Origin of the sequence: Arthrobacter sp. StoSoilB13, assembly GCF_019977255.1 — a bacterium.
Lineage (GTDB): Bacteria > Actinomycetota > Actinomycetes > Actinomycetales > Micrococcaceae > Arthrobacter.
Genome location: NZ_AP024647.1, coordinates 1,549,003 through 1,567,907, shown reverse-complemented (window position 1 = coordinate 1,567,907; position 18,905 = coordinate 1,549,003). Strand labels below are relative to the sequence as shown.

Sequence of the window (18,905 nt, the reverse complement as noted above, 5' to 3'; positions counted from 1 at the left end):
TCGCTTATGATTCATGCATAACTGCATGATTGTCCTACTGATGCTGGAGCGGAACGGCAGGCACATGGAACCGGATCACCAACAGCTTGTGCAGCTCCTGCCGCTGCTTCCCGTCCTGGCAGAACTGGGCCGGACGGAGCATATGACGGAGACGGCCGAGCTCCTCGGCGTTCCCCAGTCCACAGTGAGTCGTGCAGTGGCGAGGGCAAGCGCGATTGTGGGGATGGATCTTCTTGTTCGTGATGGGCGTGGCATCCGCCTGACTCCGGCGGCAAGGACGTTGCTGCCCTACATCGAAGCTGCGTTGGAAGACTTCCAAGCCGGATTGGACAGGGTAAGGCACGAATCGGACGTGGTGAGGGGACGCATCGGCATCTCGTTCCAGCACACGTTCGGTGAAGCGACTCTGCCCCTGCTCATCAGCGCATACCGTGGCAGGCATCCGCATACGGTCTTCGAGCTACGGCAGGGTCCGCGCGACGACTGCCTGGACGAACTAGCCAGGGGCGATACAGATTTCGCCCTCACTGCACCGATCGCCCCGGAAGGCAGGGGAATCCACTCCCTGCCCCTCTACAGGGAGCCACTGCGTGTGGTGCTGCATTATCGGCACCCACTCGCGGGCCGCCCCAGCGTGCACCTGTCCGAGCTGCGGCATGACCCTTATGTGACGCTGCCGGCTGGCGTCGGGCTCCGGGCCTTGGGCGAAGCGCTGTTGCGCGAAGCGGGCTTCCGTCCGCGGACCGCCTTTGAAGTCCAGGAATCCCACACTGCCAGGGGGCTGGTGGCGGCCGGGCTGGGCTTCTGCATCCTGCCTCCCGCCGGGCCCGGCTCCGGAACTGGCCAGTTCCTGCCAGGGGCTGAGTTGGGACTTGTGGAAGTTCCCATCGAATCCGACCTTGCGTTCCGGCAAATCGGCATGGCGTGGCGGGAGCGCACCTTCGAACCTGACGCCGTCAGGCTGTTCCGTGAGCTGGTGGTAACGGAGGGCGAAGCATTGCTGGCCGAGCTTGTCAGAGCCCGCTCAGGAAACCCCTGACAACATCCACTGCGGATCCTTCCTTTGCTGATCGCCAACCAGTGCCTGCCCACAGATTGAGGCGGTCAGGATCACCCGCCGCCGATGCTGCTGCCCGGATCGGCGCCGTCAGGTGGTGGATTGCCGGATAACCCTCTGGCGCGTCCGCGTGATCGCGAACGAACGCGTTGACCAGTGAACGGGCGTATCGTCCCGTAAAGGCCCGGGTCCTGGCCGTCTCCGTAAAGCGCGGGTCGCCCAGGGCATCTTTATGCGGTTGCCGGGCTCCGCTTTCCTCCGTTCGTACCAGCGCCGTACCAACTTGCGCGGCTGACGCACCAGCAGCCAGGACTTCGCGAAGCGCTGTACCGTCGCTCACCGCACCGGCCGCAATCAGCGGAAGGTCGACGGCGGTACGCACCTCGGCGATGAGACCCGCCGTCGTGCTGCTTTCTCCCGGGTCGGCCGCCAGGAACGTCGCACTGTGTGCTCCTGCGGAACTGTGCTGCACCGCAAGGGCATCCGGGCCTTCTTCCGCGGCCGCAAGGGCCTCGGCGACACTGGTCACACTGGAGATGACAGCAGTTCCGGCCTTCTGCAGGGCCTTGACCACAGAGCGTCCCGGAAGCCCGAAGACGAAGCTGACGAACTCCACAGGATCCGCGATCAGCGCGTCGATTTTGTCCTGCCAGGCGTCGTCGTCGTCAAATCGGAGGGCTGGGATTGCCACGCCGTAGCGGGCGCCCTCTGCTTCAAGTTCCGTCCGGTACGCCTCCAGCCTCGCGCGCGCCCCGGCGGACGGGGAGAGTTGCACCGTGTCCGGTACAAAAACGTTCATTCCGAACCGGATGCCCATGGCACGCGCTGCTGCGATCTCGGCTGCCATGGCCTCGGGACTTTTGTAGCCGGCCGCCAGAAAACCCAAGCCTCCGCCGGCCTGGACTGCCTGCACGAGTGCGGGAGTGGACGTTCCACCAGCCATGGGCGCTGCAATGAAAGGCGTATCAAACAGGGAATGCGACATGTGCAGTTTCTCCTCGGGGCGCTCCAAGCTAGTCTTTCACGGTGAACAATCTTGACTCTGCCATGCATTCCCACGCGTCCAAGGAGGCACTCACCGGTACCGTGATCGGGCTGGATATCGGTGGAACGAAAACGCGCGGCGTGAGGTTCGAAGACGGCGTTCCCGTCCTGGACGAAAGCGCCGGAAGCTCCAATGTGCAGAATGTGAGCCGCGAGCAGGCCATGGCAAATCTCGCCGAACTCTTCGGAAAGATCGGCGGCGGTGACATTGACCAGGTTTACGCGGGCGCCGGAGGAATTGATACCGATGAGGACGCGCAAGCGCTCGCCGACTTGATCTCCCCACACGTCCCCGGGGCGCGCATCACCGTGGTTCACGATTCCAGGCTGCTCCTGGCGGCAGGGGGAGCAAGCACGGGCGTCGCGGTGATTGCCGGAACCGGTTCTGCCGCGTGGGGACGGAACGCGGCCGGTGAGGAAGCCCGCGCCGGAGGCTGGGGTTATCTTCTGGGCGATGAGGGAAGCGGCTACTGGCTGGGCCGCGAAGCCGTGCGCCACAGCTTGCGGCGGATGAACCAGGGACTTGAGCCGGACACCCTGAGCCGTGCCTTGCTGGACTCCTGTGGAGTGGAGGAGCCTGGCAAACTGATCGCCTTGTTCCACTCGCCGGAAACCGGTCGCCGTTATTGGGCGCAACAAGCGCGGCTGGTCGTCGAGGCTGCGGACGCCGGTGATGAAACCAGCGCCAGGCTGGTGGACCAGGCGGGGAAGGACCTGGCTGACCTGGCCGAGCAGGTCGTTCGACAACTGGGCTTGGACGGTCCCGTGATTCTGGGCAGTGGACTGGGCATGAACGTCCGCCGCCTGCAGGAATCATTCAAGGCGCGGCTGGCCGAGCAGGGTATCGTCGATGTCCGGATTCTCCAACAGGACCCTGTGTTCGGCGTCCCCCGGCTTGTGGCCGAGCAGCGGGCGTAGCGCTTGGCTCAGCCCCTGGTACGGGGCCGGAGCTTAACGCCCGGAAGTGGCGGCGCGGGGATGCGTCCGGCTTCCGGTCCTGCGTCAGGACCATGGCCCTGGACCAATCCGAAGCGTGACGTGGCGGCGGCGTCGTCGTCCAGCAGGCCTTCGGCTTCCCATTCTAAACGCGCTTTTTCCACTTCTTCATGAGTGCGTCCCACGAAGTTCCACCACATCAAGAGGTCTTCCCCGAACGGTTCGCCACCCAAAAGCATGAAACGGGTATCCGGTTGGGCCCCCACGATCAGGTTGTTCCTGCCGGCACCCAGATAGGCCAAGGGGCCCTGGTTCGATGTCTTCGCCGTCGATGACCAGGTGGCCGTCCAGCACCAACACTGCATGCTCAAACTCGGGTCGAAGCGGAAGCTGGAGCGTACCTGCGCCGGTGATGTCCGCACCAACGATGGGACTGAACATCGTGGCGGGTGAGCGCTGGCCAGCGAATTCACCCACCATCACGGTTGCCGTGTAGCCTTCGCCAACAGCGACTGGAAGCTCGCTGTGTTGCTCGAAGGAGGGTTCGCGGTGCCGGTGCTCGTCGGGGAGTGCAACCCACAACTGGAGTCCCCGCGACATGGGAATCCCGTCATCCGTTCCGGCCACCGTAGCCGCAGGCAGGACCGAGAATTCCGAATGCGAGATTCCGTGGCCGGCGGTCATGATGTTCAGTTCACCGGGTTTGACCACAACATCGCTTCCCACGCTGTCGCGGTGCCTAACGGCCCCTTCCAGCGGCCATGTTACCGTCTGGAGACCGCAGTGGGGGTGGGGGAGAACGCTCATTGCCACACGGTCCGGCCCAAAACTGTCCAGGAAGCACCAAGCGCCAACGGTGGGCAAACCGCGCTGGGGCAAGGTGCGGAACACGTTCATGGCACGGACGCCGCCCAGCGGAACTTCACGCTCGGGCCATAACTGCACGCACGGGCCTTGTCCTTCATGGGCGGCGGGGCAGACTTGTTCCGCCGGCGAAGTATCAAGATTGGTCATGTGTTCATCACCTGTGCATAAATGTTGGAAATTGAGCTAATCTGTTCCGTGTGACCAACGCCCTTTTGAGCTACCACGACGCCGTCCTCTACCGTTCGGGTGAACCGTATCGCATCCTTGCGGGAGCCATCCACTACTTCCGGGTTCACCCCGATTTGTGGCAGGACCGCCTACGTCGGCTTAAGGCCATGGGCGCCAACACTGTTGACACCTACGTCGCCTGGAACTTCCACCAGCCTAAGCGCGAAGAGGCGCCGGACTTTACAGGCTGGCGGGACATTGGCCGTTTCATCGATATCGCCGCGGAGGAAGGTTTGGACGTCATTGTCCGGCCAGGCCCCTACATTTGCGCGGAGTGGGACAACGGCGGCTTCCCGGCCTGGCTCACCGGAATCCCTGGAATCGGCCTGCGGTGCATGGATCCACAGTTTACGGCCGCGATCGAGGAGTGGTTCGATCACCTTCTCCCACAGGTCGCCTCACGGCAGGCATCGGCGGGTGGCCCGGTCGTCGCCGTCCAGATTGAGAACGAATATGGCAGCTACGGCGACGACCACGAGTACATCCGCTGGAACCGCCGTGCTTTGGAGGAGCGCGGGATCACTGAGCTGCTGTTCACTGCCGACGGCGGCACCGACTACTTCCTCGACGGCGGCTCCGTCGAGGGGACCTGGGCGACAGCCACGTTGGGAAGCCGGGGTGACGAGGCCATCGCAACATGGCAGAGGCGCCGACCGGACGAGCCGTTCTTCAATGTCGAATTCTGGGGTGGTTGGTTTGACCACTGGGGCGAACACCACCATCGCCGCGACGCCCACGACGCCGCGGCGGAAGCACGGAAAATGCTCGATGCCGGTGGATCGGTGTGCGTCTACATGGCACATGGAGGCACCAACTTTGGCCTGGGATCCGGCAGCAACCACGATGGCACCATGCTCCAGCCGACGGTCACCAGCTACGACTCCGATGCCCCCATTGCCGAGAACGGAGCATTAACGCCAAAATTCCATGCCTTCCGCAAGGAGTTCTACCGCGCCCAGGGCATCGAGGACCTTCCTGAACTGCCTGCCGGGGTGCTCACGGACGCCCCGGTCCTTCCAGCGCAGTCCCTGGCCCTGACGGAAGGCCGGGACCTGTTGGAGCTCGTCCGCGATTCGGGCAAGCCGGTTACCAGCGTCAAACCGCTCACTTTTGAACAGTTGGGACTCGACGCCGGCATGGTCCTTTATGCGGCCGAGGCGACTCTCCCGGGACGCCCCGGGGCCCCAGTAGAGAGCCGCCTCAAAATCACAGGGTTGAATGACCGTGCCTACATCTGGGTGGATGGTCAGTTTGCCGGGGTCCTGGACGATGTGAACGGGGCCCAAGGGTTGGCTGTCACCGGAACCGGCGTCCCGGCCAAGCTGGAGATCCTCGTGGAGAACCTGGGCCGCATCAACTACGGTCCCCTGACCGGGCATGGCAAAGGAATCCAGGGCGGTGTCCTGATCAACCAGCGCTACACCTTCCACTGGACGCAAACGCCAGTACCGTTGGCTGAATGGGCGGCAGAGGAGCTCGAGGGACTATCCGGAGCGCAGTTCGAGGTTGCGGAACCGGCGGATACATATATTGCACTCCCTGGTTCCGGGAAGGGCTTCGTCTGGCTCAACGGCTTCCTGTTGGGCCGGTACTGGGACAAAGGGCCCCAGGTAACCCTGTATGCCCCGGCGCCCCTGGTGAAGCGTGGCCTCAACAGCATCAAGGTGCTGGAGCTCGCCCAAGCGGGGACCGTCGTCGAGCTCCGCGAAGGACCGGACCTCGGCCCGGAAGAAGCCGGGCCGATCATGGCGGCCGAATTGCCTTAGTGCAGACCGGCTGGGAAGTAGCTGCCTACTAAGCTGGCACCATGACCCTGGAGTTCGACACCCGCCCCGCCGCTTACGCCATCATCATTCAGGAGGACCGGATTCTTCTCGCCTACTGGAAGCAGGACGGCAAAGAAGGCTGGACTCTGCCGGGTGGCGGACTGGACCTTGCGGAGCATCCCGTGGACGGATGCCGCCGTGAGGTCTATGAAGAAACCGGTTATGAGGCCCGCATCGATCGCATGCTCGGCATCGACGTCGGACACTGGCCCGCGGAAGCCGGGCAGGACGGTACGCTGCGGGACTTCCAGGCGCTCCGGCTGGTCTACGAGGCCACGATCGTCGGTGGCGAGCTGACGCACGAGGTGGATGGCAGCACTACCCATGCGGCGTGGATTCCCCTGGAAGATATCGGCAAACTCAACCGGGTCTCCCTGGTGGACGTGGCACTACGTCTGCACAATGAGCGGCCAGCCGACGGGAAGCTCGACTAAAGGCCTCCCAAAAGACCTAGCCAAAGGCCCAGTGGCTTGGCTACGCTGTAGAACGTTGCCGGCCCTCCAGCTGCCGGCCCGGATGCTGAGGAGGTGGAACTGATGATTGCCATAATCCTGCGCGCCCCGCACTCACGCGCGGCGCACCGTCATCACACCACCATTCCTGTCCCGGCATCAGCCTGCCAAAGCTAGGCGGCCGGGCCTCAGCAGAGGTACCAACGTGAATACTTACGCTTCTTCAAGCGACCCAAAAATCAGTTTCAGCGACGCAGTCGACGGCAACCGTCTCCAAGGCCCAACAGACTACGGCTATACCGAAAGCACCGCTGAACTCTTCCGCGCCAACCCGGCTACGGACGGCCACACCAGCGTCAACACTCCGGCACGGGTAGTCCGCCTCGACAGGAACCGTGTGCTCGTAGCCTCGAGCAGCGGCCTGCTCCATCTTCCCTATCCCGGGCATGGTTTGGTGCCCGCCACCGGGGACTGGGTGTGGCTGGGGCATAACGGCGCCGGTGAGCCATCCGTCGTCGAGGTTCTTCCACGGCATTCGGCCCTGAGCCGCAAGCGCGCTTTCGAGGCATCCTCCGAGGAACAAATCCTGGGAAGCAATATCGACATCGTGGCGGTAGTGGTTCCCGTGGACCGGCCTCTTACCCATAACCGGCTGGAGCGGACGCTCGTGGCCGCATGGGATTCCGGCGCAACTCCGCTGGTCGTCATTACCAAAGCCGACCTGGCGGACCTGGCAGACGACGTCGTAGGTGAAGTCATCCTCCAGGCTGCCGGCGTGGAGGTGGTCACCACGTCAGCAGAGCAGGGCGACGGCATCGAGGACCTCAGGCAGCACATCCCGGATGGGGCCACGCTGGTGCTGCTCGGCCCTTCGGGGGCCGGCAAATCCACGCTCATCAATGCCCTCGCCGGACGCGATCTCCAGGCAACGGGTCAGGTGCGTGCCAGTGACGGCAAGGGGCGGCATACCACTACCTCCCGGGAACTGGTCCCCTTGGCAGGCGGTGCCGTGCTCATGGACACTCCAGGTGTCCGTGGCTTTGGGCTGTTCGACGCCGAAGACGGAATGGAGGAGATGTTCGGCGACCTTGAGGGGCTGTTCGCCGGATGCCGCTTCGCCGATTGCTCCCACCAAGCCGAGCCGGGGTGCGCCGTGTTGGAGGCGCTCGCCGACGGAACCCTGGACGAGCGCCGGTGGGGCAGCTACCTCAAACTGCAACGCGAACTGGCGGCCCTGAACCGGAAACACGATGCCGCAGCCAGGCGGGCCTATCAGCGCGAATGGCATCAAAAGGTGATGTCGGCGGACAGGGGACAGCGTGCCGCGGAAAGACACCGGCACGATCAAGCCCAGGAACGCGCAGCAAAGGGCGGCAAACGACGCAAACGCTGAACATTGCCGATTCATTACGGAATACGTGGCGTCGCTGACATCGTCGGTGGTGCTGGCTACGCTGGGTGAAGATCGTCCGCCGAAGATAGGCCCGGGTATGGCAGAAGCCATGATTGAGTTCCAGAGCGTGACCAAGCAATACCAAGGCGGCCAGCCGGCCGTCGACAACCTGACCATGTCCATCGACAAGGGGGCCATCACCGTCCTCGTCGGTCCGTCGGGCTGTGGCAAAACGACGTCCCTGCGCATGATCAACCGCATGGTGGAACCAAGTTCGGGCACCATCACGGTGGCAGGCAAGGATGTCTCCACAGTGCCGGCAGCGCAGCTTCGCCGCTCCATGGGCTATGTCATGCAGTCCTCCGGGCTGCTTCCGCACCGGTCCGTTTTGGATAACATCGCTACGGTTCCGCGGCTCAACGGCGTATCCAAAGCGGATGCGCGCAAACGTGCCGCAGAACTTCTCGACGTCGTTGGGCTGGCTTCGGTGCTCGGCAAACGGTATCCCTCGCAACTGTCAGGCGGTCAGCAGCAGCGCGTGGGAGTGGCACGCGCGCTCGCAGCCGACCCGCCGGTGCTTCTGATGGACGAGCCCTTCAGCGCCGTTGACCCGGTGGTCCGCGATGAACTCCAGCAGGAACTCCTGCGCCTGCAGCGCGAGCTGGCTAAAACCATCGTGTTTGTCACGCATGATATTGACGAGGCCACGGTGTTGGGCGACAAAGTGGCAGTCTTTGCTGTTGGCGGCAAGCTTGCCCAGTATGCCGCCCCCGAAGAAATCCTGCGGGCACCGGCCAACGATTTCGTGGCCTCCTTCGTGGGCAGGGACCGTGGTTTCCGCCACCTTGCCTTCGACGTCGCCGACTCCGTGAGACTCCACCCCGTCACCATGGTGGGACAAACCGAGGGCCAAAACGCCGGACGCCGTTCGGGGGAGTGGGCGCTGGTGGTGGACGACGAATCACGTCCCCTCGGGTGGTCCTCACCCCGGGACGGTGCCGGGCTGGTCCCCGGAGGTTCCCTCTTCCATAAGGGAGACACTTTGCGCCGGGCGCTGGATTCGGCGTTGTCCTCGCCATCGGGTTTGGGCGTTGCCGTGGACGACGACGGCAGGGTAGCCGGGGTCTTGAAGGCGCCGGAAGTCCTTGCCCTGATCGAGGAAGTCCGCCGCCACAGGGAGGACGCCACCTGATGGAGTGGTTCCTGGCGAACATTGGCCTGGTTCTCGGCTTGGCCGGCCAGCACCTTGTGCTCGCACTCATCCCGATGCTGCTTGGGCTGGTGATCTCAATTCCCCTGGCGCAGCTCGCCCGGCGGAACAGTACCCTGAGGTCTGTGGTGGCCACGGCGACGTCCTTGCTCTACACCATCCCGTCCCTGGCGCTTTTCATCATCCTGCCCACCATCCTGGGAACACGGATCCTGGATCCCCTCAACGTTGTCGTCGCCCTGACGATCTATGCGGTGGCCTTGCTGGTCCGTGCCGCCATGGATGCGTTCGACTCTGTTGACGACGATCTCCGCAACGCTGCCGTGGCCATGGGCTTCAAGCCCTCGGCCCGTTTCTTCCAGGTGGACCTCCCGCTGTCACTGCCGGTTCTTTTCGCCGGGCTCCGCGTAGTGTCAGTCAGCAACATCTCGCTGGTCAGCGTTGCTGCCCTGCTGGGAGTCGGCAATCTCGGAATCCTTTTCACTGATGGCTTGCAGAGGACCTTCGTTACCGAAGTAGTGGTTGGCATCATCGCCATCCTTATCCTGGCCTTGCTGATGGATGCAGTCCTTGTTGTGCTGGAGCGTCTCCTGACTCCGTGGACACGGGCGGCAGGGGGCGGCAGGGGCGAACGCAAGAACGGCACCGCCTTGCTCACTGAACCGAAAACCGGGCCACACCTGCCCCACACCCCCGTACGGCCGGATCCGGGTGCATCGGCATGAGCAACGTTTTTACGGACACCATTGCGTGGTTGACGGATCCTATTCATTGGACGGGAAGCGGAGGCATCCCCACGCGGTTGTCCGAGCATCTGCAGTACAGCGGGCTGGTGCTCCTCATCGCTGCGGCCATTGCAGTACCTGTGGGTCTTTACATTGGCCACACGGGACGCGGCAGGGTGGTTGCCGTGGCCATTGCGGGTGCCCTGCGGGCCCTGCCCACTCTGGGTCTGCTGGTCCTCTTTGCCTTGTTGGCCGGCAGCGGTTTGATGCCGCCGGTGTGGGCCCTGGTGATCCTCACGGTTCCACCATTGCTTGCGGGGACATATGCGGGCATCTCCAGCGTGGATGCCACGGTGGTGGACGGAGCCCGGGCCATGGGCATGACGGAGCTTCAGATCCTGTTCCGTGTTGAGCTCCCCAATGGGCTCCTGGTGATGTTCGGTGGCATCCGGACAGCTGTTTTGCAAGTGATTGCAACCGTTTCGGTAGTTGCGTACTTGCCGCTGGGTGGCCTGGGACGGTATTTATTCGATGGGCTTGTCCTGCAGGACTTTCCGCGGATGCTTGGTGGATCGCTGCTGATCGCTGCCCTTGCCATTGCGGTGGACCTCGTTCTGGCCGCCCTGCAGAGGCTGGTCCTCCCGCCCGGCCTCACCCTCGACTCAAGCGGACGCCACACGGCGGCCGACGATCTCACAGCCGCAGCTCCCGCCGCGGCTGCCGTTCAAGGAGGTACACCATGAAAAATCCCGTTCCCATGACCCTTACGCGCCGTGGACTCGGCGGCCTCGCGGCCGGCGTCGGTGTGGCCCTCGCCTTGAGCGCGTGCGGCGGCAGCCCTTTGGCCACCCCGTCCACTTCTGCTCCCGGTGGATCCAGCGGATCCAGTGGGCCCCTTGTGGTTGGATCGGCCGACTTTCCAGAGAGCCAGGTGATTGGCGAGGTCTATGCGGGCGCCCTGAACGCGGCCGGTGTTATGGCCACTACCAAGCCGAACATCGGCTCGCGCGAAATCTACTTCAAGGCTGTCCAGGACGGGTCCGTGGACCTCGTCCCGGACTACTCCGGCAACCTGCTCTCCTATGTTGATCCAGAGGCCACGGAGGTCTCGGCTGAGGACGTGTACAAGGCGCTTCCTGGCAAGCTTCCGGAGGGACTGGCGGTGCTTGATCCGGCAAAGGCGGAGTCCAAGGACGCCATGGTGGTCACCAAGGCCACTGCCGAAAAGTACCAGCTCAAGTCCATCGAGGACCTCGCCAAGGTCTGCAAGGACTTCACGATGGCGGGCCCCCGGCAACGTTCGAGACCCGTGCTTACGGCTTCCCCGGGCTGAAGAAGAACTACAACTGCGAGCTCAAGGGCCTGCAGCCATTCAACGACGGCGGCGGGAACCTGACGCTCCAGGCACTGTTGGAGGACAAGGTCCAGGTGGCCGACATCTACACCACCACACCGTCAATCGCTGACAACGACCTCGTGGTCCTGGAAGACCCCAAGAACAACTTCAAGGCCCAGCAGGTATTGCCGCTCTACAACAAGGCGAAAATGACGGACAAGGCCAAGGACGCGCTCAACAATGTGTCCAAGATCCTGACAACCGATGACCTTGTGGACCTGAACCGGGCAGTCAGCGGCGACCAGAAGCAAAGCCCCAAGGACGCAGCGGCCGCATGGCTGAAAGACAAGGGCATCGTTAAGTAGCGCCTGACGTAAACCGCGTACGACGGCGGTGGCGGACCCGTGCGGGTCTGTCACCGCCGTCGTCGTATCTGTGAGTTAAGTCTCAACTGAAGTCCATCACCGGTGTGGCATATTTGATGAATGGCGAATTTCAAGCAGTCCACCAAGCTTCATAATGTCCTTTACGACATCCGTGGACCGATTCTTCAGGCCGCCCAGCAGATGGAGGCAGAGGGTCACCGGATCCTCAAACTGAACATCGGAAACCCGGCTCCCTTCGGCTTTGAAGCGCCTGACGCCATTTTGGTGGACATGATCCGCCACCTGCCCAATGCCCAGGGCTACAGCGACTCCCGCGGAATATTCTCAGCCCGGACGGCCGTCTCGCAGTACTACCAGACCCGCGGAATCCAGAACATCCACGTTGATGACATCTACCTCGGCAATGGGGTCAGCGAACTCATCACCATGTCCCTCATGGCCCTTCTCGAAGATGGCGATGAAGTGCTGATTCCCACGCCGGACTACCCCCTGTGGACGGCTTCCGTTGCCCTGGCCGGCGGCCGGCCCGTCCACTACCTCTGTGACGAGGAGTCGGGATGGCAACCTGATCTGGAGGACCTGGAGTCCAAGATCACGCCGCGGACCAAGGGCATCGTGGTCATCAATCCGAACAACCCCACGGGCGCCGTCTACCCCGAGGACACGCTCAAGCAGATCGTTGCTTTGGCCGAGAAGCATGGCCTGGTCCTGTTTGCCGATGAAATCTACGAGAAAATCCTCTACGAAGACGCTGTCCACGTGAACCTTGCCGGACTGACCGGCGACGACGTCCTGTGCCTGACGTTCAGTGGCCTGTCCAAGGCCTACCGCGTTTGTGGCTACCGCGCCGGCTGGATGGCCATTTCCGGTCCCAAGAAGGATGCTGCCGATTACCTTGAAGGCATCAACCTGCTGGCCAATATGCGCTTGTGCGCCAACGTCCCGGCACAGCACGCCATACAAACAGCGCTTGGCGGCTACCAGAGCATCAACGATCTCATCCTTCCCGGTGGCAGGCTCCTGGAGCAGCGCAACAAAGCGTATGACCTCCTGAACGCGATCCCGGGTGTCAGCACGCAGCAGGCCAGGGGTGCCCTCTACCTGTTCCCCAGGCTGGATCCAGAGGTTTACCACATCCGGGATGACGAGAAGTTCGTCCTGGACCTGCTGAAGGAGCAGAAGATCCTGGTCTCCCACGGACGTGCCTTCAACTGGGTGCGGCCGGACCACTTCCGGATGGTGACATTGCCCAACGTCAAGGACATTGAAGAGGCAATTGGCCGCATGGCGGACTTCCTGTCGAGGTACCCCGGGAACTAGCCTGTGGTGCATGGCCGCGTCACGAGGTCGCGTCAGGCAGAAAGGCAAGCCATGCCCGTTGCAGTGGAGTTCGCTGAGAGTCCAGCCAGGGTGCTGAAGGTTGGACCGGGTTTTTCGTTGGCCGGCGTCGATCCCCAGGCCACGCCTGGCTACGCCGGAACAAAGGCCGACGGCAAGTCCTTGTTGGCTGCACAGGACGCCAGGCTCGCAGAACTTCAGGAAAAGCTCTTCGCAGAGGGGAAGTTCGGGAGCAACAAGCGGCTCCTGCTGATCCTTCAGGCCATGGACACTGCCGGCAAGGGAGGCATCGTCAGCCACGTCGTGGGCGCAATGGATCCCCAGGGTGTCCAGCTGAAGGCATTCAAGGCACCCACTGATGAGGAAAAGTCGCACGACTTTCTGTGGCGGATCGAGAAAGAGTCACCCGCTGCTGGGATGGTGGGAGTCTTTGACCGCTCACATTATGAGGACGTCCTGATCCACCGCGTCCACGCATGGGCGGACTCCGCGGAATTGGAACGGCGCTACGCCGCTATCAACGATTTCGAGTCCAGGCTGGCCCAACAGGGAACCACCATCGTTAAGGTCATGCTCAACATCAGCGAGGATGAGCAGAAGAAGCGCCTGCTGGCGCGGCTCGATGATCCCGGCAAGCACTGGAAATACAGCCGGGGCGATCTCGCGGAGCGGGCGTTCTGGGATGACTACATGGATGCCTACAACATGGCCTTTGCGAAGACGTCCACTGACGTCGCCCCATGGCACGTTGTTCCGGCGAACAAGAAGTGGTACGCGCGGATCGCTGTCCAGCAGTTGCTTTTGGACGCCTTGGAGGGCTTGTCCCTGGAATGGCCAAAGGCGGACTTCGACGTCGCGACAGAACGTGCCCTTGTTGAGGAATCCTGAGCTTTAGGGAACCGTCATCGCGGCTGGTCTGTGCCGGCGGCAGCCCCGGCGTCGTTGGTAGCGTCCCTGGCTGTTGCCAGCCGTTTGCGGGCGCCCTCAAGCCAGTCCTCGCAACGCTTTGCCAACGCCTCGCCCCGCTCCCAGAGCGCCAGCGATTCCTCAAGGCTGGCTCCGCCTGCTTCCAACCGGCTGACCACCGCCACAAGTTGTTCGCGGGCTTCCTCGTAGCTAAGGGAATCCAGGGAATCCGTTGAAGGTGCTGTGGGATTGTTCTCTGTCATGGTGGTCCTTCGCATTCGATGGTGAGTGTTTGTGCCGTGCAGCTGCCGCGAAATCAGCGCTCGGCGAGTTGTGCTTGGCCGCTGGAGACAGCCCTGAACCGGCCTTCTGCCACTCTGATGGCCAGCGGTGTGCCTTCGGGAGTCTGTGCCGGGCTGCTGACCACTGTGTGTCCGGCTTGGTCTGCACCGACGATCTGGACAACGGCGTAGCCGCGGTCCAGGGTCTTCTGCGGAGATAATGCCCGCACCTGGGCACGCAGGTGGTGGACCTGGTCAAGCGCCCGGACCACCGCTGTGCTGACGGCTGCATGCGACCTTCGCTGAAGCCGGGTGATGTCCTCTGATCTTGCTGCGACCATGGTGTCCGGCGTTGCCAGGACGGGCCGCGACCTCAAGGCGTGAAGCCGGTCCGTCTCCCTGTCCACCATCCTGCCAATGCTCCGGCGAAGATGGTCCCGGGCCTGGCGGACCATGGCGAGTTCCTCACTGACATCAGGAACGATGCGTTTCGCGGCGTCGGTGGGTGTCGATGCCCTCAGGTCAGCCACGTCGTCCAGGATGGGCCGATCCGCTTCGTGGCCAATGGCGCTGACCACCGGCGTTGTTGCCGCTGCCACTGCCCTGATCAAGTCCTCATTGCTGAACGGCAGAAGATCTTCCAAGGCGCCGCCACCTCTGGCGAGGACAATGACGTCGATGTGTGGATCGGCATCCAACGAACGGAGCGCGGCAAGGATCTGTGCAACGGCCGTATTGCCCTGGACAGCTACCTCGCGAACGTCGAATTCAACGGCCGGCCAGCGGAGTGCCGCATTACGGAGGACGTCCTTCTTGGCATCCGAATCCCGCCCTGTGATGAGCCCGATGCGGTGGGGGAGGAGGGGCAACTTCCGTTTGCGGGAGTCGGCGAACAGGCCTTCTGCGGCAAGGGCCTGACGCAGCCGCTCGATCCGGGCAAGAAGATCACCCAGGCCCACGGGCCGGATGTCCTTGACGGACATGTTCAGGCGCCCGGTCTTGACCCAGAAGTCGGCCTTGACCAGGGCGACCACCCGGGAACCACGTTCAAGGGGTATCTTCTGGCGATCCAGGACCGTGGACCATACGGACGCCGGCAGTGAAATCTCAGCATCGACGTCACGGAGTGTCAGGAAGGCGTTCCCGCCACGCCGGTTTAGTTCGATGACCTGGCCTTCGATCCACGCCGCGGGCGCACGCTCGATGTGGGCCTTTAGCTTCCTGGATAGCAACTGCAGGGGCCAGGGGTTGTCGGGGCTGGTCTCCGCAGCGGTACCGGGCAGCGTTGATTCCGGGCTCGCGTCAGCTGCCATGGGTGATCCGTGCGTTTACCTGCATGTGTATATCCTCGCTAGCTGTGCGGCCGTGGTCGCGGCCAATCGGTCCCGCACGCAATCAGTACCGGGCCGGCCTTCCAACTCTATCCATAGCTTTAGCAGTGGACCCCGACATTTTTCCTATCCTGTGGACAGACCTAGGATGGTGGCACTGGCCCCTTACCCCGAGGATGACTTTTGCGCAGTTTCATTTCCGCGGTGGCAGTGGTCCTCGCCTTGTTGCTCACGGCCGTCGCAGTTCCGGCCGCTTGGGCGGACGTCAACGTGGTCAAGGAGGACGGCTTCGTCCACCTGGCCAGCGCGCTGGGCAAGGATCCGGAGTTCCAAAGCCGGCTTGCTACAGCCGCAGCGGGGAACTTCGAATCCTCCGTAAATCTTCCGGAACCACTCAAATCGGTGGCGGCGGATGCCCTCAGGGAAGCTGCATCCGGAATGCAGTCATGGCCTGAGTACCCCAAAGCATGGGAAGAAACGGCCAGGAACAGTCATCGGTTGAACTTCGGAGGAGGGAAGCAGCCGGAGGAGACGGTGTCCCATACAGCACTGCTCCTGGACATTGGCCCACTCATGAGGCTTATCCGCGACCGTCTATCCTCCGCCAGCGGACTACAAATTGAGGTCCCGGCGGAAAGTTTGGTGACCATGGGTGAACCATCCCAAAAGCAATTGGTTGATCGGGTGGCGGCCTTTGCCCCGCTCTGGTGGCTTGCCGCCGTCGGTGCTGTTGTTTCGGTCCTGTTGGCCCTCGCTGCTGCGCGTCGCCGCTCCCTGGTGATGGTCTCCCTCGGACTTGGCGGGTTGGTGCTTGCTGCGCTGTGGTCGGCGACGGTGGATCTGGCTGGCGGACTGATGGGAAGCCTATCCAGTGGCAACGGTGTTGCAGAGTTGTTCAAGCAGGAGTTCTTTTCGGCGGTCCGGACAGGCTTCGCTGAATGGATTGTCATCGCTGCTGTGGTGTCAGGTGCATTCCTGGCACTGGGCGTCATCGCCTGGATTCTGTCCGCGAGACGGAGATCACGTTCTGCCAGCGGCCAGGGGCCGGGCCGGTAGCATGGAGGGATGACCAGCACAGCAGTTTCCATTCCGATGCCCACGGTGCCCCGCAGACGGCGATCACCGGAAGAGATTCAGGCGGCGGCCCCGGTTACTGGACCCAAGAAGGTTCTGCTGGCGGCTCCCCGTGGCTATTGTGCCGGCGTGGACAGGGCTGTCATTGCTGTTGAGAAAGCCCTGGAACATTACGGACCACCCGTATATGTCCGCAAGCAGATCGTCCACAATGTGCATGTCGTGAGCTCCCTCGAAGAGCAAGGCGCCATTTTCGTCGAAGAAACGGATGAGGTTCCTGAAGGCGCCTTGGTGATCTTCTCGGCACATGGCGTTTCCCCGGCTGTAGTCCAGTCCGCCGAAGACCGCGGTCTTCGCACCATTGACGCGACGTGCCCGCTGGTCACCAAGGTTCACCGTGAGGCCGTGCGCTTCGCCAAGGAGGACTACGACATCCTGCTGATCGGCCACGAAGGCCACGAGGAAGTCGAAGGAACAGCCGGCGAGGCCCCCGAGCACATCCAGATCATCAACGGCCCCCACGAGGTAGACAAAGTCACCGTGCGGAACCCGGAGAAGACCATCTGGCTCTCGCAGACCACCCTGAGTGTGGACGAGACCATGGAGACCGTCCGCCTGCTCAAGGACCGCTTCCCCACGTTGCAGGATCCGCCGAGCGACGATATCTGCTATGCCACCACCAACCGCCAGGTGGCCATCAAGAAGATCGCTCCCCAGGCTGACCTGGTCATAGTGGTCGGCTCGGCCAACTCGTCCAACTCGGTGCGCCTCGTTGAAGTGGCACTTGAGTATGGGGCACGGACCTCCTACCGCGTGGACTTCGCGAACGAGGTGGATGAAAGCTGGTTCGAGGGCGTCGCCACGGTAGGTGTGACCTCCGGGGCTTCCGTCCCGGAAGTGCTCGTTCAGGACGTCCTCCGGCTTTTGGCGGACTACGGCTATGGCGAAGTCCAGGAAGTCGTCACGGCCGAGGAGGACCTTCTCTTCTCTTTGCCGAAGGAATTGCGGGCTACCCTCAAGGAGGCTGGCGACGTGACCCGGGCCCTCGGTGGCCGCGGGAACCGCCCTACGTCCTGAACGTACTTATCCTGAATGTACGTATCCTGAATGTACTTAGCAGGCCCGTTGTGGCAGCCACCCTTTCGGAAGCTGCCACAGCGGGCCTGTCCCTTTAAGCTGCAGACTCCTCTTGGGCTGCAGCATCCAGGGAGTCCACCGCGAGCAGCTCGGGCGCAGCCAAGGCCCGCGGGACTGCTTCGACGGACAGGGGAGTGGCCAGTCCGGCGTCGTCCATGGTGTTGAGTTTGCGGGCAGTAGGGAGTACACGTGCCTCCAGTGTGCCGACCATCGCGTTATAGCGGTCCACCGATGTCTTCAAGGAACTTCCGAGTTTCCCGACATTCTCGCCCAGCGTGCCCATGCGTTCGTAGAGCTGTTTGGCCAGTTCGAAGAGTTCGTGGGCGCTGTCCGTCAAGACATCCTGCCGCCATGTGAATGCCACCGACTTGAGAACCGCCAGCAGTGTCCCCGGCGAGGCCAGGACGACGTTCCGGGAAAGGGCATGCTCCAACAACGCCGGATCAGCCTCAAGGGCTGAAGCCAAAATCGACTCCGCGGGGAGGAAACAGATGACGAGCTCCGGGGAGTTGCCCGGAATGTCCCAGTACTTCTTGGCTGCGAGGGCATCGATGTGGGCTTTGAGTGCCTTGGCGTGCTGTGCCAGGAGCGTCTTGGAATCATGATTGGCCGCTGGCCCGACTGATTCACCCATGGAGCCTTCGCCGTGCACTTGTTCCTGCGCCGCCAGATAGGAAGCCAGCGGGACCTTGGCATCCACCACGATTTGCTTGCCGCCTGGCAATTGCACCACAAGGTCCGGGCGCAGCGTGTTCTCGCTCCGGCCCGGAGTGCACTTGCTCGTGGAAGTCCACGTGACGGAGCATTCCAGAGGCTTCGACAACCCTGCGCAACTGAACCTCGCCCCATTGTCCGCGGGCACTGTTGGATCGGAGTGCGGACGCAAGGGCATGCGTGGACCGTAATAGCTGTTCGTCGGAGAGCCTGGCGTCTTGAAGTTGCTGTGCGAGTTGGCCATATTGCTCCACTCGGTCGCGTTCCAGGAGCGAGACCTGCTGCTGTACGGCAGTGAGCTTTTCGGCCACGGGCCCGAGGGCGCGCAACACGCTGCCGTCTGAGGTCCTTGATTCACTCAGCTCCCGGTTCTGTGCGAACAGAAGCCGGCGTTCGGCGTCGGCGGCTGCGAGCTGGGCCGTCACGTCCGAAAGGCGCGACGAAACGGCGTCGAAGTCCTCCTCCAAACCGGCCGTCCGGCGTCGAAAGACTACATACGCACCGCTGAGTCCCACTGCGGCTCCGATGAGCAGCATGAGCAATGCCAAAACAAATCCAAATCCATCCATGAGGCAACCCTGTCATAGGGGTCCGACAGTTTTAGTGAAGGTCAGTTGACGGTGTTGTCTTCAGGAGCGAACAAGCATGGTTATCGCGGCAACGG

17 protein-coding genes and 2 pseudogenes are annotated in these 18,905 nt (G+C 62.8%); 13 read left to right on the top strand and 6 right to left on the bottom strand.

From position 1 onward, the window contains the following. Positions 1–64 precede the first annotated feature (64 nt). Positions 65–1,039: a LysR family transcriptional regulator gene (locus LDP01_RS07350; RefSeq protein ID WP_224091106.1), complete on the top strand. Its 975-nt coding sequence runs from the start codon at positions 65–67 to the stop codon at positions 1,037–1,039. On the opposite strand, the gene LDP01_RS07345 is transcribed toward LDP01_RS07350, so the two are convergent. Continuing rightward, a complete protein-coding gene (locus tag LDP01_RS07345) occupies positions 1,014–2,042 on the bottom strand; it encodes a nitronate monooxygenase (RefSeq protein ID WP_224088232.1) in 1,029 nt (342 codons plus the stop codon). The genes LDP01_RS07350 and LDP01_RS07345 overlap by 26 nt on opposite strands. 41 nt (positions 2,043–2,083) lie before the next feature. Between LDP01_RS07345 and LDP01_RS07340 the strand changes: the two genes are divergently transcribed. Continuing rightward, complete coding sequence (locus LDP01_RS07340; protein ID WP_224088231.1) at positions 2,084–3,019, top strand: N-acetylglucosamine kinase; 936 nt, start codon at positions 2,084–2,086, stop codon at positions 3,017–3,019. Positions 3,020–3,027: 8 nt separating this feature from the next. Here the strand turns inward: LDP01_RS07340 and LDP01_RS07335 are convergent, their stop codons facing one another. Next, positions 3,028–3,303 (bottom strand): pirin-like C-terminal cupin domain-containing protein, encoded by a 276-nt coding sequence (locus tag LDP01_RS07335; protein ID WP_224088230.1) that lies wholly within the window; start codon positions 3,301–3,303, stop codon positions 3,028–3,030. Then, a complete protein-coding gene (locus LDP01_RS07330; protein ID WP_224088229.1) occupies positions 3,206–4,051 on the bottom strand; it encodes a pirin family protein in 846 nt (281 codons plus the stop codon). The genes LDP01_RS07335 and LDP01_RS07330 overlap by 98 nt, the downstream gene beginning before the upstream one ends. Positions 4,052–4,101: 50 nt before the next feature. Between LDP01_RS07330 and LDP01_RS07325 the strand changes: the two genes are divergently transcribed. From LDP01_RS07325 to LDP01_RS07285, 9 genes and pseudogenes are all read left to right on the top strand, one after another. Then, entirely contained in the window at positions 4,102–5,898 is a 1,797-nt protein-coding gene (locus tag LDP01_RS07325) for a glycoside hydrolase family 35 protein (protein WP_224088228.1), read from the top strand. A gap of 41 nt (positions 5,899–5,939) precedes the next feature. Continuing rightward, positions 5,940–6,392, top strand: a complete 453-nt coding sequence (locus LDP01_RS07320; protein ID WP_224088227.1) for an NUDIX hydrolase — start codon at positions 5,940–5,942, stop codon at positions 6,390–6,392. 223 nt (positions 6,393–6,615) lie between these two features. Further along, positions 6,616–7,803 carry a ribosome small subunit-dependent GTPase A gene (gene rsgA, locus LDP01_RS07315; RefSeq protein ID WP_224088226.1) on the top strand — a complete coding sequence of 396 codons (1,188 nt, stop codon included), beginning with the start codon at positions 6,616–6,618 and terminating at the stop codon, positions 7,801–7,803. 97 nt (positions 7,804–7,900) lie between these two features. After that, the gene (locus LDP01_RS07310) at positions 7,901–8,995 is read left to right on the top strand and encodes an ABC transporter ATP-binding protein (protein ID WP_276573608.1); all 1,095 of its coding nucleotides are present in this window, start codon (positions 7,901–7,903) and stop codon (positions 8,993–8,995) included. After that, positions 8,995–9,738, top strand: a complete 744-nt coding sequence (locus LDP01_RS07305; RefSeq protein ID WP_224088224.1) for an ABC transporter permease — start codon at positions 8,995–8,997, stop codon at positions 9,736–9,738. The genes LDP01_RS07310 and LDP01_RS07305 overlap by 1 nt, the downstream gene beginning before the upstream one ends. Next, positions 9,735–10,481, top strand: coding sequence for an ABC transporter permease (locus LDP01_RS07300; protein WP_224088222.1), 747 nt, complete (start codon positions 9,735–9,737; stop codon positions 10,479–10,481). Before LDP01_RS07305 ends, LDP01_RS07300 begins: the two co-directional genes overlap by 4 nt. Beyond that, positions 10,478–11,439, top strand: a pseudogene (locus LDP01_RS07295) (ABC transporter substrate-binding protein). The gene LDP01_RS07300 and the pseudogene LDP01_RS07295 overlap by 4 nt, the downstream one beginning before the upstream one ends. A gap of 120 nt (positions 11,440–11,559) precedes the next feature. Beyond that, on the top strand, positions 11,560–12,780 hold the full coding sequence (locus LDP01_RS07290) for a pyridoxal phosphate-dependent aminotransferase (RefSeq protein WP_224088221.1): 1,221 nt from the start codon (positions 11,560–11,562) through the stop codon (positions 12,778–12,780). A 51-nt stretch (positions 12,781–12,831) separates the two neighbouring features. Further along, complete coding sequence (locus tag LDP01_RS07285; protein ID WP_224088219.1) at positions 12,832–13,686, top strand: polyphosphate kinase 2 family protein; 855 nt, start codon at positions 12,832–12,834, stop codon at positions 13,684–13,686. Positions 13,687–13,700: 14 nt separating this feature from the next. Here LDP01_RS07285 and LDP01_RS07280 read toward each other — a convergent pair whose 3' ends face one another. Continuing rightward, a complete protein-coding gene (locus tag LDP01_RS07280) occupies positions 13,701–13,967 on the bottom strand; it encodes an exodeoxyribonuclease VII small subunit (RefSeq protein ID WP_224088218.1) in 267 nt (88 codons plus the stop codon). A gap of 53 nt (positions 13,968–14,020) precedes the next feature. After that, entirely contained in the window at positions 14,021–15,298 is a 1,278-nt protein-coding gene (gene xseA, locus LDP01_RS07275) for an exodeoxyribonuclease VII large subunit (protein ID WP_224088217.1), read from the bottom strand. A gap of 201 nt (positions 15,299–15,499) precedes the next feature. Between xseA and LDP01_RS07270 the strand changes: the two genes are divergently transcribed. Together LDP01_RS07270 and LDP01_RS07265 are read left to right on the top strand one after the other, a co-directional pair. Then, positions 15,500–16,372, top strand: coding sequence for a hypothetical protein (locus tag LDP01_RS07270; protein ID WP_224088216.1), 873 nt, complete (start codon positions 15,500–15,502; stop codon positions 16,370–16,372). Positions 16,373–16,381: 9 nt separating this feature from the next. After that, entirely contained in the window at positions 16,382–17,467 is a 1,086-nt protein-coding gene (locus tag LDP01_RS07265; RefSeq protein ID WP_224088215.1) for a 4-hydroxy-3-methylbut-2-enyl diphosphate reductase, read from the top strand. A 94-nt stretch (positions 17,468–17,561) separates the two neighbouring features. On the opposite strand, the pseudogene LDP01_RS07260 reads toward LDP01_RS07265, so the two are convergent. Next, positions 17,562–18,810, bottom strand: a pseudogene (locus LDP01_RS07260) (DNA recombination protein RmuC). Positions 18,811–18,905: the final 95 nt, after the last annotated feature.